The 25,831-nt window shown below is 43.9% G+C and carries 23 protein-coding genes; 17 read left to right on the top strand and 6 right to left on the bottom strand.

The features are described 5' to 3' along the window. Positions 1-4 precede the first annotated feature (4 nt). From menH to ACOJUN_RS16690, 3 genes are read right to left on the bottom strand one after another with little or no spacing between them, the layout of a single operon-like run. Positions 5-832 (bottom strand): 2-succinyl-6-hydroxy-2,4-cyclohexadiene-1-carboxylate synthase, encoded by an 828-nt coding sequence (menH, locus tag ACOJUN_RS16700; protein ID WP_422133049.1) that lies wholly within the window; start codon positions 830-832, stop codon positions 5-7. After that, positions 829-2,571 carry a 2-succinyl-5-enolpyruvyl-6-hydroxy-3-cyclohexene-1-carboxylic-acid synthase gene (gene menD, locus ACOJUN_RS16695; RefSeq protein ID WP_422133048.1) on the bottom strand — a complete coding sequence of 581 codons (1,743 nt, stop codon included), beginning with the start codon at positions 2,569-2,571 and terminating at the stop codon, positions 829-831. The genes menH and menD overlap by 4 nt, the downstream gene beginning before the upstream one ends. Further along, complete coding sequence (locus ACOJUN_RS16690; protein ID WP_422133047.1) at positions 2,546-3,961, bottom strand: isochorismate synthase; 1,416 nt, start codon at positions 3,959-3,961, stop codon at positions 2,546-2,548. Before ACOJUN_RS16690 ends, menD begins: the two co-directional genes overlap by 26 nt. Positions 3,962-4,110: 149 nt before the next feature. Here ACOJUN_RS16690 and ACOJUN_RS16685 point away from each other — a divergent pair, with 149 nt between their 5' ends. Together ACOJUN_RS16685 and ACOJUN_RS16680 are read left to right on the top strand one after the other, a co-directional pair. Beyond that, positions 4,111-4,287, top strand: a complete 177-nt coding sequence (locus tag ACOJUN_RS16685; RefSeq protein ID WP_422133046.1) for a hypothetical protein — start codon at positions 4,111-4,113, stop codon at positions 4,285-4,287. Positions 4,288-4,573: 286 nt separating this feature from the next. Continuing rightward, a complete protein-coding gene (locus tag ACOJUN_RS16680; protein WP_422133045.1) occupies positions 4,574-4,906 on the top strand; it encodes a hypothetical protein in 333 nt (110 codons plus the stop codon). 129 nt (positions 4,907-5,035) lie between these two features. Here ACOJUN_RS16680 and ACOJUN_RS16675 read toward each other — a convergent pair whose 3' ends face one another. Together ACOJUN_RS16675 and putP are read right to left on the bottom strand one after the other, a co-directional pair. After that, positions 5,036-5,263 (bottom strand): hypothetical protein, encoded by a 228-nt coding sequence (locus tag ACOJUN_RS16675; RefSeq protein ID WP_422133044.1) that lies wholly within the window; start codon positions 5,261-5,263, stop codon positions 5,036-5,038. A gap of 93 nt (positions 5,264-5,356) precedes the next feature. Beyond that, entirely contained in the window at positions 5,357-6,886 is a 1,530-nt protein-coding gene (putP, locus tag ACOJUN_RS16670) for a sodium/proline symporter PutP (protein ID WP_422133043.1), read from the bottom strand. A 280-nt stretch (positions 6,887-7,166) separates the two neighbouring features. On the opposite strand from putP, the gene hutI reads away from it, so the two are divergent. Further along, the gene (hutI, locus tag ACOJUN_RS16665; protein WP_422133042.1) at positions 7,167-8,417 is read left to right on the top strand and encodes an imidazolonepropionase; all 1,251 of its coding nucleotides are present in this window, start codon (positions 7,167-7,169) and stop codon (positions 8,415-8,417) included. Here the strand turns inward: hutI and ACOJUN_RS16660 are convergent. Continuing rightward, positions 8,414-9,058, bottom strand: coding sequence for an NAD(P)H-binding protein (locus ACOJUN_RS16660; RefSeq protein WP_422133041.1), 645 nt, complete (start codon positions 9,056-9,058; stop codon positions 8,414-8,416). The two genes, hutI and ACOJUN_RS16660, sit on opposite strands and share 4 nt — an antisense overlap. Before the next feature lie 1,129 nt (positions 9,059-10,187). Here ACOJUN_RS16660 and ACOJUN_RS16655 point away from each other — a divergent pair. The 14 genes from ACOJUN_RS16655 to ACOJUN_RS16590 all read left to right on the top strand — a co-directional run bounded on the left by ACOJUN_RS16655 (position 10,188) and on the right by ACOJUN_RS16590 (position 25,570). Next, positions 10,188-11,261: a glycosyltransferase gene (locus ACOJUN_RS16655; RefSeq protein WP_422133040.1), complete on the top strand. Its 1,074-nt coding sequence runs from the start codon at positions 10,188-10,190 to the stop codon at positions 11,259-11,261. 3 nt (positions 11,262-11,264) lie between these two features. Then, positions 11,265-12,332, top strand: coding sequence for a dTDP-glucose 4,6-dehydratase (gene rfbB / locus ACOJUN_RS16650; protein ID WP_422133039.1), 1,068 nt, complete (start codon positions 11,265-11,267; stop codon positions 12,330-12,332). Continuing rightward, on the top strand, positions 12,329-13,228 hold the full coding sequence (rfbD, locus tag ACOJUN_RS16645; RefSeq protein ID WP_422133038.1) for a dTDP-4-dehydrorhamnose reductase: 900 nt from the start codon (positions 12,329-12,331) through the stop codon (positions 13,226-13,228). Before rfbB ends, rfbD begins: the two co-directional genes overlap by 4 nt. Next, on the top strand, positions 13,225-14,115 hold the full coding sequence (gene rfbA, locus ACOJUN_RS16640; protein ID WP_422133037.1) for a glucose-1-phosphate thymidylyltransferase RfbA: 891 nt from the start codon (positions 13,225-13,227) through the stop codon (positions 14,113-14,115). The genes rfbD and rfbA overlap by 4 nt, the downstream gene beginning before the upstream one ends. Further along, complete coding sequence (gene rfbC / locus ACOJUN_RS16635) at positions 14,102-14,650, top strand: dTDP-4-dehydrorhamnose 3,5-epimerase (RefSeq protein WP_422133036.1); 549 nt, start codon at positions 14,102-14,104, stop codon at positions 14,648-14,650. The genes rfbA and rfbC overlap by 14 nt, the downstream gene beginning before the upstream one ends. 62 nt (positions 14,651-14,712) lie before the next feature. Beyond that, entirely contained in the window at positions 14,713-15,402 is a 690-nt protein-coding gene (locus ACOJUN_RS16630; protein ID WP_422133035.1) for a TylF/MycF/NovP-related O-methyltransferase, read from the top strand. 12 nt (positions 15,403-15,414) lie between these two features. Further along, a complete protein-coding gene (locus tag ACOJUN_RS16625) occupies positions 15,415-16,245 on the top strand; it encodes an ABC transporter permease (protein ID WP_422133034.1) in 831 nt (276 codons plus the stop codon). Further along, positions 16,235-17,626 (top strand): ABC transporter ATP-binding protein, encoded by a 1,392-nt coding sequence (locus ACOJUN_RS16620; protein ID WP_422133033.1) that lies wholly within the window; start codon positions 16,235-16,237, stop codon positions 17,624-17,626. Before ACOJUN_RS16625 ends, ACOJUN_RS16620 begins: the two co-directional genes overlap by 11 nt. Continuing rightward, positions 17,580-18,887 carry a hypothetical protein gene (locus tag ACOJUN_RS16615; RefSeq protein ID WP_422133032.1) on the top strand — a complete coding sequence of 436 codons (1,308 nt, stop codon included), beginning with the start codon at positions 17,580-17,582 and terminating at the stop codon, positions 18,885-18,887. The genes ACOJUN_RS16620 and ACOJUN_RS16615 overlap by 47 nt, the downstream gene beginning before the upstream one ends. A 186-nt stretch (positions 18,888-19,073) precedes the next feature. Then, on the top strand, positions 19,074-21,941 hold the full coding sequence (locus ACOJUN_RS16610; RefSeq protein WP_422133031.1) for a glycosyltransferase: 2,868 nt from the start codon (positions 19,074-19,076) through the stop codon (positions 21,939-21,941). A 6-nt stretch (positions 21,942-21,947) separates the two neighbouring features. Continuing rightward, the gene (gene rfbF / locus ACOJUN_RS16605) at positions 21,948-22,721 is read left to right on the top strand and encodes a glucose-1-phosphate cytidylyltransferase (RefSeq protein WP_422133030.1); all 774 of its coding nucleotides are present in this window, start codon (positions 21,948-21,950) and stop codon (positions 22,719-22,721) included. Further along, positions 22,718-23,797 (top strand): CDP-glucose 4,6-dehydratase, encoded by a 1,080-nt coding sequence (rfbG, locus tag ACOJUN_RS16600; RefSeq protein WP_422133029.1) that lies wholly within the window; start codon positions 22,718-22,720, stop codon positions 23,795-23,797. Before rfbF ends, rfbG begins: the two co-directional genes overlap by 4 nt. Next, a complete protein-coding gene (locus tag ACOJUN_RS16595; protein WP_422133028.1) occupies positions 23,778-24,347 on the top strand; it encodes a dTDP-4-dehydrorhamnose 3,5-epimerase family protein in 570 nt (189 codons plus the stop codon). The genes rfbG and ACOJUN_RS16595 overlap by 20 nt, the downstream gene beginning before the upstream one ends. Then, the gene (locus ACOJUN_RS16590) at positions 24,344-25,570 is read left to right on the top strand and encodes a methyltransferase domain-containing protein (protein ID WP_422133027.1); all 1,227 of its coding nucleotides are present in this window, start codon (positions 24,344-24,346) and stop codon (positions 25,568-25,570) included. Before ACOJUN_RS16595 ends, ACOJUN_RS16590 begins: the two co-directional genes overlap by 4 nt. Positions 25,571-25,831 lie beyond the last annotated feature (261 nt).

The raw sequence follows: 25,831 nt of genomic DNA, 5'->3' as shown, positions 1-25,831 counted from the left end.
CAGATCACAAAAGTAGCTGCCTTATAATCGCTGCCATAGCTTCTGGCTGCTCCCGGTGGATATTATGGCCTGCTGCTTTGATCTCATGAACACTATGAACACACCCCATCTCAAGTAAACGGTGTGCGATGTTCTGAAATTTCAGGTCACGTTCGCCACAAAAATAATGTGACGCTTGTGAAGAGCGATTGAGTACCCCGCAGAAATCTGGCTGCCGGGACAGGCTGAACGCTTCCAGTGCCCATGCCAGAGATTCCCCATTCGTACCGGCTTTGTCGGGAGATAAGCCTTCAATTTGATGACTTGAACAACGATGCCGCATTAGTCGCTCCCGCTCGCGACTGTTCAGGTCCGCAAAGACTGGCTGGTGATACCAGCGCTGCAAAACTTCATTGAGTGGCTCATTGCGAAACTGCTCCGCCCAATCCTGATCATTCTTCCAGCGAGCCTGACGCTCAGCGTTGTCTTCCAAACCAGGATGGGACGACTCCAGCAGCAGCCGGTCAATAGCCTCTCCTGCCTGAGCAAGGTGGCTCATGGCCAGTCGCCCGCCCAGTGAATAGCCCAACACACTGTAATGATCGAGTCCCAATTGATAAAGCGTTCCCAGCAGCAGATCGCTGAACGCTTCAAAAGCATTATCCTGACTGACTTTGACATCACGACTTTTGCCATGCCCGGGTAAATCAACGGCTATCAGATACAGATCAGTTTCCAGGTGTCTGGCGAACTCCTCCCAGTCCCCGGAGTCTCCGAGAAAACCATGCAACAAAACCAGCGGCACACCTTCACGGATACCCCAGGTTCGATAAGCAAGGTTGGTTGCGTTCATGACAACATCTCCAGCTGGCTCAGCGCCTGCTTTATCTGCTCAGCAGCCTGACCGGGTCGCGTCATCACTTCAATGACTGATGCACCCGGCTTTTGCCTCACTTGTTTCAGCAAAGCTGCCAGCGTCTCTCGACTGTCCGGCTGATGGTAGGGCAATCCAAACATTTCCGCGGCCTGACGGGCATTCAAGCCATGAGGGCTGACAAAATATTTCTGCGCGGCTTCGGGTCGATCCTCAACCGGCAACAGGTTGAAAATACCACCGCCATCATTATTGATGACCAACAGAGCAAAGGGTGAATTCAACTGCCTCAGTAATTGCAGGGAATTTAAATCGTGGAGAAATGATAGATCACCGACGACAGCCACCATAAATTTCTTTTCGCCCGCAGCACAACCTGCTGCCGTTGCCACCAATCCATCAATACCACTGGCACCACGGTTAGCATATACCTGCCCGGCCGGAGCAAGGGAGAACATATCCAATAGTCGAATGGGCAAACTGCTTCCAACAAAAAGACAGCTGTCGTCAGACAACAGTTTGGTCAGATACGCCCCCAGCCAACGTTCAGTCAATGACCCCGGGGCCGAGTCCAGCCTGGCTACCAGAGTATGAACCGATTGCGATAACTGTTCGATCTGACCTCCCCATAATGGATCAGAGCCCTGGGTATCAGAAAGTTCAGTCAACATACGACAGCAGTCTGCAACAGGCCCGACCAGTCGATAGGTCTGGCAGTGACCGGTATCCATTCGGCGAAATGCCTGGCCAACCATCCAGAAATGCTGCCAGTCACCGGAAGAAATGAACTTATCCAGTCTCTTTGAAACCAGATGAGCACCCACCTGAAGAATACGATCAGCCTGACTCAACAGCGCTTTTCCGGCTTTGCTGGCCAGAAGCAGATCAGGATGGGAAACAGCCAACGAATGGCCATAAAGCTGAGATTGAATGTCGGCCAGAAGAGGCCAGCCCAATGCCCGGGCCAACTCTGCAACCGTTTCGGCAGACTCTTGCTCATTAATACGGCCCGCTACGATCAAACCTTTACCCGTCGAAAAATCTGACCAGGCAACAGGACTTTTGTTGAGTGATATATTCATCCCAGTGTCGTAGACAGTGTGAGGCGTTCTGGCTGAGCACCAGAACGACAGTCGACTCAGATAACCTGAAAAATCATGGGCCTTGCCTTCCGGATACAAAGGCTCCCGAAACATGCAGTTGATATGCATGGGAAGCCCCTGCTGGCAGGAGCGGGCAAAGGCCTGGTCAATACTGGTTAATAGCCAGCTGGGGGGAATATTATCATCAGGTGTTGGCAACTTAAGAGCAGCTCCGGGATAACCGGCATAAATATCCTGCTGCTCAATGGCCTGATTGGCACCGCAGTCAATAAGCTCGGGAGGTCGATCAGCCGTGACTATAACCAGAGGAACACCAGACTGCCTGGCTTCTATGATGGCTGGATAAAGGTTTGCAACCGCTGTCCCGGAAGTTGTGATCACTGCAACGGGTTTCCGCGTACTTTTAGCCAGTCCCAGAGCAAAGAAACCCAAACCGCGTTCGTCAAAATGGACATGCTTTTCAAACTGACTGTATTCTGCTGCCACCAGCGTCAGTGGCGCAGAGCGGGAGCCCGGGGCAATACAAACATGCTCTACACCCAACCGGCTCAGCTCTTCCAGAATCAGTGCTGACCAGAGAAAATTCAGGCTAGGATGTCTGGTGGGAAAGGTCATTAGATCTTCCAATTTGGTTAGATGCATCCAGCACAGGGGCTTCAGGGTCCAGCAGTGACAGAAGGGTTCCGATCTTGCTATCCAGCTCGTGCCACTCATCCTGAGCATCTGAGCCATTGACTATCCCGGCACCTGAAAAAACCCTGAGCTGTTTCTCTTCCAGCAAAGCACTGCGAATCGATACCGTGAACTCACTGCGCTTTTTACCGAGCAAACCACAAGCTCCGGCGTAGAGTCCTCTGCTGTAGACTTCACGTTCTTCAATGAAGTGTCTTGCCACCTCCCTGGGTTCACCTCCCACCGCAGGCGTAGGATGCAAGAGAGAAAGAAGCTGACTGTCACTGACTTCGTCTTTGAGCACGCCCCTTATTACTTGCCTTAGATGCTGAATCGTTTTTAGTTTGACCACAGAATGACTGCGGTCAAATTCCAGATCACAGCAGATGGATTCCAGACGCCTGCGGATATCATCCAGCACGAGACGATTCTCATGAACGTTCTTAGAGTCATTGAGCAGACACAACTCAAGTTTGAAATCTTCATGGCGACTGCTGCCCCGCCGGGTCGTCCCTGCCAGGGCTTCAGTCTGAACAACGCGATCAACCCGGCGAAACAAACGCTCCGGAGAGCAACCAAAGAAAAGTGAACCCTGATCGGATTCAAAAGCAAAAACGTAAGATCTCGGGTTCGCCAATTGCCAGTGATAGAGCAGCATCCAGGGGTTCAGCTGACCTTCCAGAAGGCGCAATTGTGCCTCTCTGGAAAGCACCACTTTTTGCAAGGCTCCTGACTCGAAACCCTTAAGGGCATGCCCAATCAAAGAAGTCCAGTGTGCCTGATCGGGTATGAATTTCGGGTCTCCCAATAAATAGTGAGTACCTACTTCTTCAAGTGCCCAGTTGACTTGCGCCAGATAGTCCAGGACCCTCTCAATACTGGTGCCCCATAACAGCTCATCATGCCCCGGCAGATGACAGGCCAAAGAACAGCCTTTTCGGGTCTGAACCACTTCGATCACCGGAAAAAAGAATTCGCCATACCCAAATTCAGGCCAGATCATCTTCTGACTGTCCGAAAAAGACAGGTATCCGAGGCAACGCGTTGTTTTATCCAACATTGCGTTCACCTGTTGAAAGCAAGTGTTCACCTCAGCCTGATCTTTGACTTTAAACCGCCAGGCTTTGCCAAGACCCGCTACCTTGTAGTCACTTTCGCGATCCTGCCAGTAGCTTTTTCCCGGTAGTGTCTGACCTGACAGCCAGTTGAATAAATTAATCATGGGAAGGGGCTGTTCTATCCGTACCAGAGTCTGCTCCGGTGCACCCGACAGCCGAAGCTGCCTCAGCCTCTCAGTCAGCTCTGCTACCTGACTTCGAACTTCTTCTATCAACACCCTACTCCCAGGCGCTAAGGCCAAATTCGGATGTTAATTGTACGTATCAGAATCAATCCCTTCAGGATGGTATTTACCGAAGTATCATGCTCTCGTCATTCCCGCGAAGGCGGGTGTCGCAAAACCCTCTCCAGCGAGGGAACGAGTTGACTCCCGTCATTCCCGACTTCATTCTCGTCATTCCCGACTTCATTCTCGTCATTCCCGACTTCATTCTCGTCATTCCCGACTTCATTCTCGTCATTCCCGCGAAGGCGGGAATCCACACTGACTCACCACCAGAACCATCCTGCCCGGTGCCCCCCTGGCCTTGTCATCCCTGAGAAGGCGGAGTCCCACTGTTGGGGCTGGATTCCCGCTTTCGCGGGAATGACGACTTCCTTAACAACTCGTTCCCACGCTGGAGCATGGGAACCAGAGTTTTGCGACAGTCTCCTTCGCGGGAATGACGACCTCAGAGCATGGGAACGATCTGTTGGAGTTTTACGAGACCCTCACTCTGCGTGGGAATGCATACCTCCATCGAAAGCCTCAACAAAAGCATAACCAAAAGCCGAATGAAAATGATATTATAGAACCCGACATAAATACTCTGGAACTGGATCGAGTATGGCAACCAATGGCGAATCTGCCAAAAGATGGCTGGAAGAAAATCAGGATAAGGTTTCTGTTGAACGTATACGACAAATTCGAGATAACATCTCAAACAAACTACAGGATCTCGATGAATCCGACGAGGCCTATCCCGGTCTTCTGGAAGCTCTGGATGTGATGGATAATCATCTGCTTCAGCAAGAAGGTGACACACCTGCACCAGAAAGTGAATCTGCCAGCCTGGACTTGGGCCCGCTGGTTCCTCAATCCGACCTTCCAACCCCTCAACTCAGCGCCCAAGAGAAAAAGTTGAAGTTTCAGCAGTTGCTGAAAACCGGGAAAGTTTAACGCTCAGACCTTCACAACCTCTGTTATCACAGCTGCCGAAGTTAAAAAACACCTTACACAAGACTGTGGCACCGCACTGATCTCTTTTGGTGCCACGCTGAAAGCCCTGGCATTTTTTCAATCCAACGCTCAGTATGAAACTTTCAGCCGCTTGCACTCCGCTACCACCAGATCATAACTCCAGACCCGATCTTTGGGAGCAGGTTCTTCATGCTCAATCAACTTGTGACACATCTGCATGGGGTTCAACCCTTTCTTCTTCAGTCGCTCCAGGGTTTGTTTCAACTCGGCATCATGAGGATCAATCTCATCATTCTCCTGATGACGCTTTTTGACAGCCACTTGCAATTGCTTCATGGCATCCTCCCACTGTGAACTCAGGATTTATTAATGGAAAAAGACACCTCTTACTCTATACCCGATGGATCAATTCTGCGTAATGCAAAGCAATTATGACAACGAAGGCTCTTCATCATCAACACGGGAAACAGTACAAGTCCTGCTCGCCACTTTTTCAAAACGATCTAACATATTCCTCGAGGGCTGGCGTCCCAAAAAGCTGAATAAAACACAAGCCACCATAGAAATCACGAACCCTGGTATTATCTCATAAAGATCGAACAGGCCACCGGTTAACTGTTTCCATATCAGCACGGTGACAGCACCAGTAACGATGCCCGCCATGGCTCCCAGCCCGGTCATTCTTTTCCAGTAAAGCGACAGAAGCAGGGCCGGACCGAAAGCCGCCCCCAGGCCAGCCCAGGCATAAGACACCATTGCAAGAACACTGCTGTCGGGATTCATCGCCAACCAAGTGGCGATCACCGCAATGCCAACGACCGCCAGTCGACCCACCAGCAAAACTTCCCGGGCATTGGCGTCAACTTTGAAAAGATCCCGATAAAAGTCTTCAGCAAAAGCCGTAGAACAAACCAGCAACTGAGAATCGGCAGTGCTCATGATGGCCGCCAGAATGGCCGCCAGTAAGATGCCAGCAATCACCGGATGAAAAAGTGTATTCACCATCAACATAAAGATGGCTTCCGGATCATCCAGCTGAATACCGGATCGCTGGGTATAAACAATTCCCGCCAGACCTACCATTAAAGCGCCCAACATACAGATGCCGGTCCAGCTCACAGCAATTCTTCTGGCCAAAGGCAGCTGATCTGAAGATTGCACCGCCTTAAATCGGGCCAGGATATGAGGTTGACCAAAATAACCCAACCCCCAACCCAGTAAAGAAACAATGGTAATGAGTGAAAGCGCCTGACCTTCACTGGTTGTAAAAAGGTTCAGAAGCTCCGGATTCAGCGCACCGATTTCCACAAACACCTGATCCACCCCGCCACTGACCTCCAATGCTGCAATGGGCACAATCAGCAAAGCGGCTGCCATGAGCAAACCCTGAATCAGATCCGTCCAGCAAACCGCCAGAAAACCTCCAAACAGGGTGTAAGAGATCACCGACAACATTCCAATGACTACTGCCCACTCATAATCAATGCCAAAAACAGATTCAAAAAGCTTGCCCCCGGCCACCAGACCAGAGCTGGTATAAAACAGGAAGAAAACAAGGATGAAGGCTGCCGATACAGGTTGCAGAAACCCTTTACGATCTTCAAAACGACTGGCGAAATATTCCGGTAAGGTCAGTGAGTCATCGGCAACTACGCTGTATACTCTCAAGCGTCGGGCAACAATCAACCAGTTCAGCCAGGTCCCCCCCAACAACCCCGCAGCCAACCAAAACGCTTCCAGACCTGCGGCAAAAGCATAGCCCGGCAATCCCAGCAACAACCAGCCACTCATATCCGACGCCCCCGCGCTGAGGGCTGCAGACCATGGACCCAGCGAGCGGCCCCCAAGAAAATAATCTGCCGAACTGAGCGTTCTCTGCCAGGCGATGTAGCCGACCCCCAGCATCACGGTAAAATAAACCAGAAAGGTCAGGATTATCTGCAGGTTTCCTTCGGGCATAATTAATTCCATGATTGTTGTTGGTGTTTTTTTTTAATCAAGGTAGTTCATTTATGAATCTTCGGTAATATTCAGACATTTTTTATAGTCAGATGGATTAATCGACTATTTTTCCCAACTCACCAACCTTAACCACCTACTTAACTCAGATTTCCTTTCGAATTAAGATTATCTGGCTATCCTTATCTCCCATATCCAGTCTTTATGAACTGCCGGCATCTTGATACTGGCTTCTGTCTGGAGCCAACTGTCCTGAGTTCAACCCATGGCAATGCACCCCATGATCCAACTTAAAGACTGCGACCGAGTCTGGATTAACGTCAATCTGGCGACTTTTGATCCTGCCGTATCAGATCCTTATGGCTTGAAACACCATTGTGCCCTGGGTATTCACAGTGGAAAAATCGCACGCATCGAATCCATGTCCGAGGTTACCGCTACGCGGCTGCCCTATGACGTGATCGATGGTCATAATGGCTGGCTGACACCCGGCCTCATAGACTGCCATACGCACCTGGTTTTCGGCGGCCATAGAGCTCAGGAATTTGAACTGAGACTGAAAGGCGTGCCCTATGAGCAGATTGCCGCCCAGGGCGGTGGCATTCTTGCCACTGCCAGGGCCACCCGGGTGCGCTCCAAAGAGCAACTGATCAAATCGGCTCTGCCCCGCATCAAGGCATTAACCACTGAAGGCGTTACACTGATCGAGATCAAATCAGGCTATGGCCTGAACCTGACAGATGAAATCAAGATGCTGGAAGTGGCCAAAGAGCTGCGCAATCGCCATTCTGTAAAAATTATCAATACCTTGCTGGTTGCCAATGCATTGCCTCCGGAGTATGCGGGCAGAACCGATGAATACGTCGACATGATCTGCCAACAACTCATCCCGGAATTAGCTGAAAAAAAACTCGCAGAAGCCGTGGATGTAAATTGTGAAAATGTTGCCTTCACCATGACCCACAGAGCCAGAATTTTTCAGGCAGCTATAGACCACGGCCTGCCGACAAAATGCCATACCGAACAGTTCAAAGAAAATGGGGGAGCTTCTCTGGCAGCACAAATGAATGCACTCTCCTGCGATCACCTGCAACATATCTCTGAGCAGGGTATTGCCGATATGGCCGAATCCGGATCTATTGCGGTACTGCTTCCCGGGTCTTACTACTTCATGCGTTCTCAGACTGTCCCCCCCGTGGAACTGCTAAGGCAATATCAAGTCCCGATCGCTCTTGCCACAGATACCAACCCAGGGACGTCGCCACTGGCCTCAATAAGAATGATGATGAATATGGGATGTATCTTTTTTGAACTCACACCCGCAGAAGCTCTGGCAGGGGTCACTGTTAATGCTGCTCGTGCTCTGGGTATTGCCGACCACTATGGCAGCCTTGAAGAAGGTAAAGTGGCAGACTTTTGTCTGTGGGATATTGATCATCCTAATGAACTGGCTTACCAGCTGGGGCACTGTCCTTTGCGGCAGCGGGTTGTTGATGGGCACATCACCGACACCAGCCAACAGATAGATTAATGAAAAATCTTATCCAGAGTGTAAATGGAAACGCCTTCACCAGTCTCTTCGGTGACTTTCAACATTTTCTCTACCACTTCCCAATCGTGAACAGGCCTGAACTTTTGCAAACCAGGCAGTATACAGAGAAAGGGCAGGATCTTTGCGGCAAGCCCTTCACCAAAGCGGCTTTCTCTTCTCTGCCCCAACAACAATGATGGCTGGAAAATACTGACTCTCTGGAAAGGGAGCCGTTGTACTGCCTGTTCCAACTCACCTTTCATCTTCAAATAGGGCGATACACTTTGTGCATTCGCTCCGCTAGAACTGACCAGCAGATAGTGAGGTATCTTATTCCCGGCAGCCAGCTTTGCAGCTTCCAACTGATAGTCAAAATCTATGTGTCTCTGAGCAGCGAGAGAACCTGCCTGCTTTCTTGTCGTTCCGAGGCAAGAAAAGAACAAGTCGCCTTTAATGAGCTCACTGTGCTGAGCCAGATCTTCAAAATCAATGACATGACTCTCTAGTTTATCGGACTTTTGTTGCAAGCTTTTTCGTGTCAGTGCTACCACCTTTTCGATGTCTGATGACTTCAGAAGCTGGTTCAGCAATGTGCTACCTACCAAACCTGTGGCACCGATGATTACGGCTGTTTTGGGCATGGATTTTCTCCGCAATATCAGAATATATAACTTTACTTCAATGAAGTGACGATAGTGACAAACCGACCAGTAAGGAAAAATTTATCCCGGTCTGGTGCGAAATCGATATTGGTCAAGCTACAATCACATCCCTGATAGCAGACCGTGGTTATTTGGTGCAATCGCGATCAAACTAATGCAAGTAAAGCTAGTTGTAAGCCACAATTTCGCACGACACTTGTCTGCAATTAAAAGTGCCGTTGAATCTGGGCGTGTCGGAAATATCGCTGATATATACCAATACTTTTCTTTAGTCGCTATCAACAATGACCAAGACAGCAGAGTGATTGTGCAATTTATACCTCCAAGCGCGAGCCAGTTGCCATTGGCAAGATAGCATTTACCCGGGCATCAGAGATAAAAGACTGGGGACCTCATTTAGCAAATCATGAAATCAAAGAGTAAAAAAATTCGACACCTTCCATGTAAATTTAAAAAGCTTTGCTAGACTTTCATTCCAAGCGGGTTAGCGACAGTGCAGAAAGCTGACCACTCTATATCGTTAGGGCTTATAGGGTTTAGCGTTTTTATAATTCTGCATGCTTGAACATAAACTTTTCTGATTCAAGTTATGTGATTTGTCTGTTGCCAAAAAAAGACGTTTTCTATAATTTTATGTTGTTTGTCGTGTATTTTCTCCCTGTGCGAGAGGAAATGGTGTTCTGTGCCAATAGATAATCAGCTGAAAATTTCGGAAAAAATTGGACGGGCGGTAGCCTTACTTTAAATCTACCGGTCTATTTGTTCGCCCTAGGCAATGAGCCGTAGTGAAAAATCATGAGAGCCTCCGAAGCCGCTGCACTTGATGGTTATAAGCATATCCGCCTACTACAAATCCATTGTCTTATACAAAAAAGATTTGGTTGTTCTGGAAATGAATGCATATGATTTAATGAACAGGCTATCTGTCATTTGTGACACACTTCGGAAATGGAAAGTCGATTATAATTTAATTTTCGGAGCAATTCTCGTAGTTAGTCATCATCGTTGTCTTTAGGATTTAATGATAGTGACTGGTTTGAAAATGTTGGGCATTAAGAATTTCAACGCACTACACCAGATCTAGCGATAGCGATGGAATGGTAAGGCTATGTTTTCAACAACTCCCCATGCTACTCAGATTTTTTGGCGCGATGCTAACTGTGACGATTACCACACTGTACCAAAACAGTTTTTTCAGCGTGGCGTTGCGTACGCTTCCGAGCATCAATGCAGTGGAGCTGATCGGAAGAACATTGGCGGCAGACAGCTAGCCGTAATTCTCGGTTACTACAACGGTGAGTCATACCTTTGGGAGCAGCTACATTCGATCTTTAACCAGACTCATCGCCCTTCTCACATTTTCATTTCTGATGACGGTTCTGACACCGAACTGTGCTCGGAATCACTTGGGTATCATCGGCATTATTCAGAGAAAGTCAGCATCGGGGTCAGGGCGGCAAATATCGGGTTCGCAAATAATTTCTTAAATGCTCTAAGCTACGTCGATGAGCCGTTCAGGTATTTTGCTTTTAGTGATCAGGATGATGTCTGGCACTCTGACAAACTTGAAAAGGCTCTGGATAGCCTGGAACAGTACCCCGAAGATCAACCAGCACTCTATTGTGCACGCACCCTTGTAACCGACGAAACCTGTAACGTTATCAAAGGTATTTCGCCGTTATTTAGTAAACCGCCGTCTTTTACTAATGCCCTTGTGCAGTCTATTGGCGGTGGCAATACGATGGTATTCAATAAGGCGGCGCGGGATCTTATCGTTGAATCATCATCAAACACAGAAGTTGTTTCCCACGACTGGTGGTGTTACCAGATCGTTTCAGGTGCTGGTGGCGTCGTTGTCTACGACCAGAAGCCTTGCCTGAGATACCGCCAACACACAAATAACCTGATTGGCGCAAACAAGGGCTGGAAAGCTCGATTCATTAGAATCCTCGGTTTGTTACAAGGAAGGTTCCGCAGCTGGAATGACATTAATCTTTCTGCACTCGTTAAACACAGATCGCTACTCACACAGGAGAATCAAAATTATCTGGACAATTTTGTAACGGCTCGCCGCTCAAATTTTATTAAACGTTTCTTCCTGTCTTGTCGCTCAGGCATTCACCGACAGACACTGTTCGGAAACCTCGGCCTGCTCTTGGGTATCATTGTTAACAAGGTCTAAGCTATGACGATACTGGTAACAGGCAGTGCTGGCTTTATTGGTGCCAATTTTGTCATTGATTGGCTTTCGGAAATGGATGAAACCGTCATCAGTCTTGATAAGCTGACCTACGCCGGCAATCTTAATAACCTCTCCGAAGTTGAAGAAGATGAACGACATATTTTTGTGAATGGCGATATTGGCGACAGCATTCTGATCGATAGGTTACTGCGCATCTACAAACCTCGGGCGGTGGTCAATTTTGCGGCAGAGTCTCACGTGGATAGGTCCATTCACGAGCCAGAAGCGTTCCTGCAAACCAACGTTATCGGTACTTTCAGACTGCTGGAATCCTCGCGGCGGTTCTACAGCGAACTTAGCGAAAAAGATAAACGTAACTTTCGCTTTCTACATGTCTCAACTGATGAAGTGTATGGTTCATTAGACGCAGACTCACCTGCGTCTGCAGAGACGGAAAGTTTCCAACCAAATAACCCATACAGTGCCAGCAAAGCCTCTTCCGATCATTTGGTACGTGCTTATTATCACACCTACGATTTACCAGCACTGACAACTAACTGCTCTAATAACTATGGCCCCTATCAATTTCCCGAAAAATTGATACCACTGGTTATTCATAATGCCATGGCACATAAGCCATTACCAATCTACGGCGATGGCTTGCAAATCCGTGACTGGCTCTATGTGGGTGACCACTGCAGAGCTATCCGGTTGGTATTGGATGAAGGCAGCTGTGGCGAGGTCTACAACATTGGCGGCCTAAATGAAAAAGCCAATATTGAAGTAGTTCGCTTGCTTTGTGACATCCTCAATGAGCTGCATCCTGTTAGCGGGAACGCAACTATCACCAGCTATCATGACTTAATCACCTTCGTGGAAGATCGCCCAGGTCACGACAGGCGCTACGCTATTGATGCAAGCAAGATCGTAACTGAACTCGGTTGGCGACCTGCCAGGTCCTTTACGACGAGCATTCAAAAAACCGTTGAGTGGTACCTGGATAATCAAAAATGGGTTGAACACGTTATCAGCGGTGACTATCACCAATGGATTGAGAGGCAGTACGCATGAAAATATTACTTCTTGGTGCCAATGGCCAATTGGGACTTGAACTGAGCCGCACCTTACCTGCCTTGGGAGAAGTCATGGCGTGTAGCCACGCCAAATTGGACATCACCGACCAGTATTCGGTGATAGGGGTCATTCGCAACTTCAAGCCTCATGTAATCGTTAATGCCGCTGCCTATACTGCTGTCGATGAGGCAGAAAGTGATCGCAATATAGCCTTCAAGGTCAATGCGGAGGCTACTGGCATTCTGGCGAAGGAAGCGGCCAAGCATGATATCTGGCTGATCCATTATTCAACCGATTATGTCTTCGATGGCTGTAAACCCCTGCCCTATACAGAAGCGGATTCGCCAGGGCCTATTAATATCTATGGTGAATCAAAGCTGGCAGGCGAACAGATCATTGCTGGCAGTGGCTGTTATCACCTTATCTTTCGCACCACCTGGGTGATCGGGAAGGATGGCAATAACTTTGCCAAAACCATTCTTCGTCTGGCCACCGAGAAAGACTCTTTGAGTATCATTAATGATCAGTTTGGCGTGCCAACCTCACCAGCATTAATCGCCCGGGTAACCATGAGTGCAATCGAAGCGATAGCAACTACCAGGCATTGGCCGGTGGGGTTATACCACCTTACTCCCCATGGAAAGACAACATGGTACGGTATAGCAAAAACACTGCTTCAGTTTGCCGAAGAGGCACAGCTCTCACTGACCGCTGGTGAAAGCAGTCTAGAGCCCATTAAAACCACCGATTACCCCACACCCGCAAAGCGTCCTGCCAATTCACGGCTGGATACCAGCAAACTTGAGCGACACCTACCGTTTACTTTACCGCACTGGCAGAATGACTTTTTTGTGGCTGCAGAAGACATCATCAAGAGCTACAAAAGAGCATGAGGCGAAAAGGCATTATTCTCGCTGGGGGCAATGGCACACGCCTTTACCCGGTCACACAGGTGATTTCCAAACAACTATTGCCGGTGTTTGATAAACCCATGATCTACTACCCGCTATCAACGTTGATGCTCGCAGATATCCGAGAAGTGCTTGTCATTTCGACACCACAGGATGCACCTCGTTTCAGGGAGCTGTTAGGTGATGGCAGCCAATGGGGAATAAATATTGAGTATGCCCTACAGCCATCACCCGATGGTATAGCCCAGGCAATGATTATTGGTGAGGCATTTCTTGATGGCGCACCATCGGTATTGATTCTTGGCGATAATATTTTCTATGGCCATTCAATGGATGAAAAGCTGGCATCGGCCGATCAGCGCGAGATTGGTGCAACCGTTTTTGCGTACCATGTCAATGATCCTGAGCGATACGGTGTCGCTGAATTTGATAAGGCTGGCAAGGTCATAAGCCTGGAAGAAAAGCCAGTAAACCCTAAATCAAACTATGCAGTTACCGGGTTGTATTTCTACGACGAGAATGCTCCCGACTATGCCAAAAAGATCAGGCCATCTGATCGTGGTGAGCTTGAGATTACCGACCTAAATAACATCTACCTTGAGAAAGGTCAGCTTTCGCTGGAACGCATGAGCCGGGGATTTGCCTGGCTTGACGCAGGCACCCACGAAAGCCTGATTGAAGCCCATCAATTTGTGCAAACCATTGAACATCGGCAGGAATTAAAAATAGCCTGTCCTGAAGAGATCGCCTTTCGCCACAACTGGATAGACCAGAAACAATTGGAAGCGCTTGCCCAACCCATGCTGAAAAATGGCTACGGTAAATATTTGATGCAAGTCATTCGGGAGGTTGACGATGAGAGTAACTGATACCCGATTGCCAGAAGTTAAGGTCATCGAACCGAGAGTATTTGAGGATGAGCGCGGCTTTTTCTTCGAAAGTTTTAATCAGCAGCGTTTTGAAGATTCGGTTGGTTGCAGCGTATCCTTTGTGCAAGACAACCACTCAAAATCCACCCAGGGTGTATTGCGAGGGCTGCATTACCAGTTACCACCCAAAGCACAGGGAAAGCTGGTTCGTGTCGTCCAGGGCGAAGTGTTTGATGTTGCCGTTGATATACGCCAGTCATCACCCACATTTGGGCAATGGGTTGGCGAGACATTATCAGCTGAAAATAAAAAACAGCTTTGGATTCCGGCAGGTTTTGCCCATGGGTTTTTAACGCTCTCAGAGGTGGCTGAGTTCCTTTATAAAACGACGGATGTCTACGCACCGGAATATGAGCATTCTATTCGCTGGAATGATGTTTCAATCAGTATTGAGTGGCCATATCTGTCACCAATCGTATCGAAAAAAGATCTTAAAGCAAACCAATTGAAAGATACTAAAAAAATATTTGAATGACCCTCCCTTGCATCATCTACCGAATTCAGCATCGAAGTTACCTGAAAGAGAATTAAATTTAAATGTATGAACAAGATGGATTAAAAAGTATTCATAATTGCGATTTCTTAGAGGATCCCTCATTTATAAATGCTTATGAGAGAGGGATCGCCGCAGCCGGTCAAGATTACTGTTGGCATTGGCGTGTTCATATAGGCTTGTGGGCTGCTAGGTCTGCAATAAAACTGGATGGAGATTTTGTAGAGTGTGGTGTAAATGCAGGTTTTCTTAGTTCATCTATTATGCACGACTTAGAATGGGATCAGCATAATAAAATTTTTTACCTATTGGATACATTCAATGGACTAGACGAAAGATACGTATCAGAAGCTGAGTTAAAGGATGGTATTCTTGATAAGAATAAAAAACTGATAAAAGATGGCTTTTATGTTACTTCTTCCAAGTTAGTAAAAGAAAATTTTTCTGAGTGGGAAAATGTTCACATCATTGAGGGATCAATACCTGATACTCTAACTAAAATTACGACCAATAAAATTGCTTTTGCCCATATTGACTTAAATTGTGCCCATCCCGAGGTAGAGGCATTGGATTATTTATGGAATAAGCTGGTTACAGGTGCCTTGGTATTGCTTGATGATTACGCTTATTATGGTTACCGCCATCAAAAATGTGCTATCGATAATTTTTCTGTAGAAAAAGGATTTTATGTTGCTACACTCCCAACGGGTCAAGGGCTACTGATCAAAACCTAGATTGGTAGAATTATGAACCCTCACAAAGCGCTTCCTACTTCACTGTTTTTCCTTACCAGAACACTCTGGCAACATCGGTACTTGATTAAGGAAATGGTTATCCGAGAAGTCATTGGGCGCTATAGAGGGTCAATCTTTGGCTTAGCCTGGTCTTTTTTCAATCCGCTGATGATGCTTGCTGTTTATACCTTTGTTTTTTCAGTTGTTTTCAAGGCGCGCTGGGGTATTGAGGCAACTGACAATAAAGCTAATTTTGCGCTAATTCTATTCGTTGGGTTAATAATCCACTCACTGTTTGCTGAAGTTCTTAATCGGTCACCGTCTCTTATTTTAAGTAATGCAAATTACGTAAAAAAAGTCGTTTTCCCTCTTGAGATACTGTCAATCGTCAGCCTTGGTGCTTCGTTATTCCATGCATTGATCAGTATTGTCGTTTTACTCGTAGCATTGGCTGTGTTGAATGGAATACCAACTCTGACGACTTTCTACGCACCGATCACTTTGTTCCCTCTATTGCCAATAACACTTGGCATAAGCTGGATTGTAGCTTCACTTGGAGTTTATCTTCGTGATATTGGGCAAATAATCGGAATTGTCACTACCATGCTCCTATTTCTTACCCCTGTGTTTTATCCGATAACAGCGCTACCTGAGTCTTACCAGTTGTTCATGCATCTTAATCCGCTGACTTTTCCGATTGAGCAAACCAGAGACGTTATCATTTTTGGCAAGTCACCGAATTGGATTGGGCAAGCTATCTACATTTTGATTAGCATTGTACTCTGCTGGCTAGGCTTTTGGTGTTTTCAAAAAACACGGAAGGGGTTTGCCGATGTTATCTAATACAAATAGCCAATTACAACATGATGGTGTTGCTATTCGAGTCTCGAACCTAAGTAAAGTTTATCATATATATGATCGCCCTGAGGACCGCCTGAAGCAATCTGTTATACCGCGACTTCAAAGAAGGATTGGCCTACAACCTAAGAAATATCATAATGAATTCTGGGCATTAAAAGATGTATCTTTCGAAGTAGAAAAGGGAAAAACCATTGGAATTATTGGCAGCAATGGGGCAGGTAAATCAACATTACTACAAATTATCTGTGGCACCTTGAGTCCATCATTTGGATCAGTAGAAACATGTGGACGAGTTGCAGCATTATTGGAATTAGGCTCAGGCTTTAATCCTGAGTTCACCGGGCGAGAAAATGTTTACATGAATGGTTCAATCCTGGGATTGACAAAAAAAGAAATTGATGAGCGTTTTGGTGAAATTGAGAGTTTTGCTGAGATTGGCAACTTTATTGACCAACAGGTGAAAATATACTCCAGTGGCATGTATGTACGTTTGGCTTTTGCTGTTATTGCCCACGTAGACGCCGAAATTTTAGTAATAGATGAGGCTTTAGCCGTAGGTGACGCTCAATTTACTCAGAAATGTATGCGATTTATTAGAAGATTTCAAAAAGAAGGGACATTGATTTTTGTTAGCCATGACACAGCAACTATTCAAAATTTATGTGAAAAAGCAATCTGGTTATCAAGTGGAGAAATTAAGGCTTTGGATACATCAAAATCTGTTTCAGAAGATTATCTACATCATACGCTTCAAGGAAGTTATGGGGATAAATTTAAACTTAACAAAATAAGAAAAAATAAATTTCAGGATCAAAGGAGTCAATTAAGTCAAGATGACGAATTATTGTTTGCATGTGATTATAAAACAAAAAATCAGGTAAAAAATCAAATAGATACAGCAAGCGGCTGGCAAACCGGTAATGGAAAAATTATCGAAGTATTTATAGAGAACTTAAACACTAAGAATGAACGATCAAATCTATTCATGGGAGGAGAGAAAATCAGATTAAATATAATAGCTGTTGCTAACAAGCCAATTGATAAGCCTATAATTGGATTTATTTGGCGGGATCGGCTAGGTCAGGAACTGTTTGGTGAAAACACTCTACCAACAACTACAACCAGCCCGATGAATTTGCAGGCAGGAGATTGCGTTACAGCTCAATTTGATTTTATTTTACCAATGCTACCAAACGGTGAGTACTCTGTTAATGCTGCTTTTGCAGATGGTACTCTATATGACCATATACAACATCATTGGATCAATGATGCTCTGATCGTGACTGTTTCATCGAGTGAAGTGAGGTGGGGACTTGTTGGCATTCCGTTCAAGCAAATCATTATGGAACGGAAAAATGGTTGAGGTGTCAAAAACACTGTTATTAAAAATCCCGAAGATTAAAAGTTATGTTGAAAATGTTAGAATGCTTCGGAAAAACCTTAGAGATAAAGTTAATGAATTGAATGATCTGCAGGTTTTAATAGCTCGTTCTCGTTCACCTGGACTCTTTACTCAAGAAAATGATTTTGCTACCGAGCGTTTAATGGCTCATCCCGTTAAATCCTCAAATTTCTCTGTTAAGTTAGTCTCGCACAGACCCGAAATGAAAGAGAACAGGGTACGTGTAGCAGAGCGTTTATCGGCTGCCTACCACTTGGCACAGAACGATGAAGCAAACGCTCCAGTGAAAAGTGAAGACGAAGATCTTTGGACTGGTTTGCTCAGATCAGAGTTGTCTGAAACGATCAAAATAATGGAAAAAGGAAGTGCTGAGAGTGTCGCCTACCACTTAATGGATTTTGGGAAAAATTATTCATGGTTTGGCGGAATATCCACATCTATTGACGGATATAACTGCAATTTAAATCCAGATCAAATAGCTCTAACGTATCTGGACAAACTGGTTTGCTTAGCTGAATCTATTGGTGTGTTGAGCCTGGAGAATCCAGAGTCAGGTCCTTGGGGTGAGAATTTGTCTACTGATATTGATACAATGATTAACGAAATTGAGCTGGAATTGAGAATAAATATAGCTCCACCTCTGGGCATCATACATACCGACGGCATTTCGACACGGAAAGGTATCTTTCATTATCGGCATTTAAATGCACTATACATGGCAATGCGAATGAATAGCATAAATCCGTCAAAAGATGCCGTAGCAGAAATAGGTGGAGGACTTGGTCTGACTGCAATGTATGCGTACCGCTTCGGATGTAAGTCATATACTATATTTGACCTTCCAATCACGTGTACTTTCATTGGTCACTACCTTATTCATGCCTTGGGTGAAGACAAGGTGACACTGTATGGTGAGCCTTATTCAGGTAAGGGTGTCAGAGTTTTACCTTATTGGGAATTTTACAATGCTCCATCGAAAAGCGTGGCTGTCACTATCAGTCAAGACACACTTCCTGAAATATCTGATAATCTCGTATTTGGCTATCTTGAAGAAACAAAGCGGATAACGAAAAACTATTTTCTCAGTATTAATCATGAGGTTTTTTCACCTCGAACTGTCCACAACTTTGCAAAGAAAATCCAAAATCTACATGCCCTTTACAGATTAAAAAGCTGGTTACGTGAAGGCTATGTTGAGGAGTGTTATAAAATCAATGAATGACTTGGTTACAACATTTAGAATGCATGATGAGTAGTTTCTTATAAATTTAAAAGATTTATTCCTTACTATTGTAAGAAATTTTGATGGCGTATTTCAGATATTAAATCTAATATCTTTTGATTTAAATTCGAATATATAAATTAAACTAAAGCTGCATTCATCATTGTTTCAGGATTACATTATTGTATGGTTGCTAAATATACTAAGATATTTGAAAATCATAAAGGCTTTGCTTCAGATAAGTGGTCTTTATATTTAGAAAAATATGAAGAGATTTTCAAACCTTATCGAACCAAAAGGTTAAATCTCTTAGAAATAGGAGTACAAAATGGTGGTTCATTAGAAATATGGGCCAAGTACTTTACGAATGCTGTAAAGATAATCGGTTGTGATATCGACAAAACTTGTTCATCACTTAGATACAATAGTGGAAAAATTCAAATAGTAATTGGCGATGCAACCGATAAGAATACAATCTATGCGATTTCAGATATATGCCAAAAATTCAATATTATAATTGATGATGGAAGCCATAACTCAAATGATATTATAAAATCGTTCGTCAACTACTTCAGAAATGTAGCTAACAATGGTATCTATGTGGTTGAGGATCTTCATTGTAGTTACTGGAAAGAGTACGGGGGGGGGTTATTTCATCCATATTCGTCCATTTCCTTTTTCAAAGCTTTAGCCGATGTAATAAATTTTGAACATTGGGGGTTCGTTTCCAAACCCACAAAAGCTCTTGATAATATTCTTAATGAATATAATTGTGAAATTCCAGAACATAGTCTTTCTTATTTACATTCTATTGAATTTGTTAATTCGATGTGCATTATAAAAAAACGCCAAAAAAATAGAAATGTACTTGGTAAACAGCGAGTTGCAGGTAAGATTGAAATTGTAAAAAAAGGTCATTTTTTCTTAGACGGGAATTTCATTGATCCTCCATGTCAATCAAAAAACAAGTGGAATATAACAACAGATGCTCAGATTGCGTCACTACAGGAAGATATCAACAGGAGTAGTACTAGAATCGCAGAATTGCAGGAAGAGATCTATCAAAGCAATGCTAGAATCGAAAAATTACAGCAAGAGAACTATCAGGGTAATACTAGAATCGCAGAATTGCAGGAAGAGATCTACCAAGGGGACGCTAAAATCAATGAATATGCTAATTCATCAAGTTGGAAAGTTACTAAGCCATATAGATTTTTTGGAAGAATCGTCAGGTCATATTTTAAAAAAATTAGTTTTCTTCGATCTCTGATAACCACATATGGTATTACTAATTTGATGGAGAAAATATACGTAACCTATTGTGATGCGGGTCTTGATGGAATAATTTATCGAGCGAACAACATAAAATCACTTTATTCAACGACGGGTGCTTTACGCGAACCGTTTCAAAAAACGCATGAAGACATTGCAGGCTTATTATATAAGCACCATAATCAGGATGTTAAATGCAATGTGTTAATATCAGTGATTATCTGTATTTACAAAACGCCACTAAAAATGCTAAAACAATCAATAGATTCCATCTTAAATCAGTCTTATAAAAACTGGGAGCTAATACTTGTAGACGACTGTTCAGAAAACAAGAAAATCACTAAAATGATTAGACATTTTCAAAAGAATGACTCAAGAATAAAAGTTATCATACGTTCCGAGAATGGAAATATTTCAGCTGCTAATAACACAGGGCTTAAACATGTTTCAGGACAATTTTTCACAATCCTAGATCACGATGATACTTTACACCCTGATGCTCTTTATCATGCTGTAATTTCTATAAATCGTAATCCTAATGTTGATTACATTTATTCGGATGAAGATAAAATAACAAGAAATGGGGAAAAAATTTATGGGCCTTTTTTCAAGCCTGACTGGTCGCCTGAATACATTCTATCAATGATGTATACCTGTCATATGAGTATGTTTAGAACATCACTAGTAAAAAATCTTGGAGGTTATAATTCTGAGTTCGATGGAGCACAAGACTATGAGTTAGTATTACGTGTTATAAACCAAAGTATGAACATAGTGCACATCCCAATGGTACTCTATCATTGGAGAGTTTGGGAAAACTCAACTGCTGAAACAATTGATGCCAAACCAGAAAGCATTGGTAGAGCAAGAAAAGCAATCGAAAATCATTTAGATGAAAAAAAAGAGAACTTTAGTATAAATGATTCCGAGTTTAAAGGTCATTTTAATATTGACTTCTACCCAAAAGAAGAGTCACTGGTTTCAATTATAATTCCGACAGCTAATGGAGAGATAAAAATAAATGGTTGCTATGAAAAACACATAAATGCTGTTTGCAAAAGTATCTTTAGGCTTACAGAATATAAAAATTATGAAATAATTGTTGTGCATAACGGTAATCTTGATAGTTCACAGCTAGTTTGGCTTAAAAGCTTTAGAAACATAAAGCTATCGCATTATCAATCAGAGCAATTTAGTTTAGCTCAAAAAATTAATCAAGGATCTGCTGCTGCTGATGGTGAATATCTGGTCATTATGAATGATGATATAAGAGTCATCTCTTCTAATTGGTTAACCTTAATGCTAGGCATGGTGCAACGAGATGGAGTTGGGGTTGTTGGTCCTAAATTATTGTTCCCTGACAATACAATTCAACATGCTGGGGTAGTTTTGTTAGGTGGGTTGCCCGGTCATGCTTATTATAAATGGCCTGTAAATTCACAAGGTTACGCTTTAGGTGCTGCAGTAAATCGAAATTATTCAGCTGTCACAGGTGCCTGTTCAATTACTCCAAAAAAGCTTTTCAATATTTTAGGCGGTTACAGTAATCGCTACCCATTAAATTACAATGATGTGGATTACTGTTTGAGAGCTTCTAAGCTAGGCTATAGATCTGTTTATCTGGCAAATGTTGAACTTTACCACTATGAAGGAGTATCCAAGGAGGGTGGGCGTTCAGTTAAAAATTCAGAAATCTTAACTTTTTTAGAAGATTGGGGTGAAGAATTTAAATTTGATCCTTATTACAATCCATCCTTGAATCAAATGCAACCATATGTGTGATTTCATATGAAAGCCGTGATACTTGCCGGTGGTTTTGGTACGCGTATTTCCGAAGAAACCAATTTAAAACCAAAACCAATGATCAGAATTGGTGGAAAACCTATCTTATGGCACATAATGAAAATATATTCTGCGCATGGTGTTAATGAGTTCGTGATTTGCTGTGGCTATAAAGGGTATTTAATCAAGGAGTATTTTGCCAACTATTTTCTTCATATGTCAGACGTTACTTTCGACATGAAATCTAATCAGATGAAAGTACACAGGCAAAATGCAGAATCTTGGCTGGTAACTCTTGTAGATACTGGAGAAAAAACACTAACCGGGGGTAGATTAAAGCGAATAGAAGAACATGTTATGAGAGAGGAGAGTTTTTGTTTTACTTACGGCGATGGACTTTCAGATATTGATATAGCCAAGGAAATTTCATTTCATCAATCCCATGGTAAATTGGCAACAGTTGCGGCAGTGCAGCCGCCCGGTCGTTTTGGAGCTCTTCAAACGGAAGGTTCTTGTGTATGCGGCTTTTCAGAAAAACCTAGAGGTGATGGTTGCACAATAAATGGTGGTTTTTTCATTTTGTCCCCCAAATGCCTTGATTACATTCATGGCGATCAAACAACATGGGAAGAAGAGCCTTTGAAGACTTTGGCTGCTGACGGTGAGCTCATGTCATATGTTCACTCAGGTTTTTGGCAGCCAATGGATACCCTCCGCGAAAAAAAACTGCTAGAGGATCTCTGGGTTACAGGCAAAGCACCCTGGAAGGTATGGAAGTGAACAGGTCATTCTGGTCTGGTAAAAGAGTCTTCTTAACAGGACATACAGGGTTTAAAGGTGGGTGGTTAACTCTTTGGTTGTCGAAAATGGGTGCAAAAATATACGGCTATGCTCTAAAACCGCCTACGGAACCAAACTTTTTCTACGTAACAAAATTAGAAAATTACTTGACTGGTCATGAAATTGGTGATTTGCGTAATGCAGAAAAATTGACAGCAAAGGTTTGCAGTATAAAACCAGAAATAATTTTTCATCTGGCAGCACAGCCTATTGTTCGACAGTCTTACATTGATCCGGTAGAAACATATAGCGTGAATGTTCTTGGCACTGTCAATTTATTTCAAGCAGTTCGCAAGGCCGGGAGTGTGAGAGCGATTGTCAATGTTACTTCAGATAAGTGTTACGAAAACAGGGAGTGGGTCTGGCCCTACAGAGAAAATGAGCCTATGGGTGGTTTTGATCCCTATTCCAGTAGCAAAGCTTGTTCTGAACTTTTGACCGCAGCTTATCGGCGATCTTTTTTTCAACAACAAGGTATTCAAGTCGCAAGTGCAAGGGCCGGCAACGTGATTGGTGGTGGAGATTGGGCAATTGACAGGCTGATTCCTGACTTTTTTAGAGCCTTTGAGGCTGGACATAGATTGACTGTCCGTTCGCCAAACTCAATACGACCCTGGCAGCACGTGCTTGAACCCCTTTGTGGCTACATCTTACTTGCCGAAGCCCTTTATAATACTTGTCAGGATATGGCTGAAGGCTGGAACTTTGGGCCTGATGAAGACGACGCACGGTCTGTATCCTGGATAGTTGATTATTTAGGTCGCAAATATCCGGATACCAGCTGGGTTTACGACACTACTCTTCAACCCCATGAAGCAGCAGTGCTCAAACTTGATACTTCCAAGGCGAAATCAAAGCTTAAGTGGTACCCACGTTGGAATTTGACACAAGCCCTTGATATGACCTCTGATTGGTACCTTGCCTGGAAGAATAACCAAAACATGCATAGGGCAAGCTTGCAGCAGATTCAAACCTACGAAGCCAGTTTGTCACGCCATGATGATGCCGCGTTTTGAAATACATTCTGTCGAAATTGATGGCTTGAAAGTTCTGCAAAGGAAACTGTTAGAGGATGGAAGAGGCTATTTTGAGAGGTTTTTCTGCTCTGAGGAATTAAAGACAGTGCTAGCTGGTAAATTCATCGTGCAAATAAATCATACTCTAACGAAATCCAGATACACCGTGCGTGGGATGCACTTTCAATACCCACCAAACGCTGAAACAAAATTTATTAGTTGTATTCGGGGTGAGGTTTTTGATGTTGCTGTCGATGTTCGAATGGGTTCTCCTACATTTCTGAAATGGCATGGGGAAGTTTTGAGTGAGAGAAATCTGAAATCACTTGTCATCCCTGATGGATTTGCCCACGGATTTCAAACATTATCAGAAAATTGCGAATTGCTTTATCTTCACACAGCATTGTATCAACCAAAATCAGAGGATGGTCTCAATCCACTGGACAAAAAACTGGCTATTGACTGGCCGTATAATGTAGAGTCTATGTCTGCCAAAGATTCAGGCCATCCCATGCTGGATCTTAGTCAATTTAAAGGTGTAAAAATTTGAAATGTCGGCATTGCAACTCTGACCTTGTCTTATCACTGGTTGATTTGGGTAGCTCACCTCCCTCAAACGCCTATTTGACGAATGTAAGCATGGAGGGTCCTGAAAAATGGTTTCCGTTGCGTGTTTTAGTATGCGAAAAATGTTGGCTTGTACAGACAGAGGACTTTACAGATGCTGAGGACTTGTTTGACACAGAATATGCTTATTTCAGTAGTTTTTCTGACAGCTGGTTAGTGCATTCAAAGCAGTATGTGCATGACATGATTGATCGCTTCCGTCTAAATAGCAATAGCCATGTTGTTGAGGTGGCAGCCAATGATGGTTATCTGTTGCAGTATGTTAAAGAGGCTGGGATACCCTGTACCGGAATAGAGCCGACAGCGAGCACCGCCTGTGCTGCTAGAAAAAGAGGTATTCCAGTTATTGAAAAATTCTTTGGTATCAGGCTGGCAAATGAACTTGTTCAAAAGGGTATACAAGCAGATTTAACCGTAGCAAACAATGTTCTTGCTCATGTACCGGATATTAACGATTTCATTGCAGGTTTTACATCTTTACTCAAGCCTAAAGGTGTGGCTACATTTGAGTTTCCTCACTTTTTAAAACTGGTTAATCAGAACCAGTTTGATACTATTTATCATGAACACTTTTCATACTTGACCCTAACCACAGTAAGAAAAATATTTACACGATCAGGCCTTACTATTTTTGATGTTGAAGAATTATCTACTCATGGCGGTAGCCTGAGGGTATTCTCACAACGCTCAGACACAGGTGGTGAATCAATTTCTGACAATGTTAATTCCTTGCTGACAATAGAAAATGAACATGGGATAAATAACAAGAAATTCTATCAAGATTTTCAAAAAACAACAGACCGAGTGAAACATGAATTTTTATCATTTCTAATCAAGGCGAAGAGTGAAAAAAAATCGGTTGCGGCATATGGTGCAGCAGCTAAGGGAAATACACTGTTAAATTATGCTGGCGTTCGAAAGGACTTATTGCCATTCGTTGTCGATCGCAACCCCAATAAACAGCAAAAATACATGCCAGGTAGTCGCATACCAATAGTTGAGGAAGATGTATTAAATCATGTTAAGCCTGATTACATCATTATACTGCCTTGGAATCTACGCTCAGAAATAATGCACCAACTCTCTTATGTGCATAACTGGGGCTGTCAATTTGTTACAGCCATACCACAATTAACAATTTATTAGAAAAGAAATGTAATATGGCGATATTGATAAGTCTTTCATGGCGTATCCAGAATAAAAAAGTATGATAGATATATTTTAGGTGGATTTCTCAAACACACATTTCGGCAATTAAAAAATAATGGTAACGATGAGAAACTTGCGAATAAGTTCGTTAAAAATAAGGTAATCTCAATAGAATTAGTATCAGTGAAGCCCAACGGAAAAATAACTCTCTTTTTAAGTCAACGAGTTCACCAATAAGAGTCACAAAACTTGCTGAGG

The sequence above is a fragment of the Endozoicomonas sp. ALD040 genome, from assembly GCF_049275945.1.
GTDB lineage: Bacteria > Pseudomonadota > Gammaproteobacteria > Pseudomonadales > Endozoicomonadaceae > Endozoicomonas_A.
The sequence above is the reverse complement of the archived record's forward strand: the minus strand, read 5'-3'. Positions and strand labels throughout refer to the sequence as shown.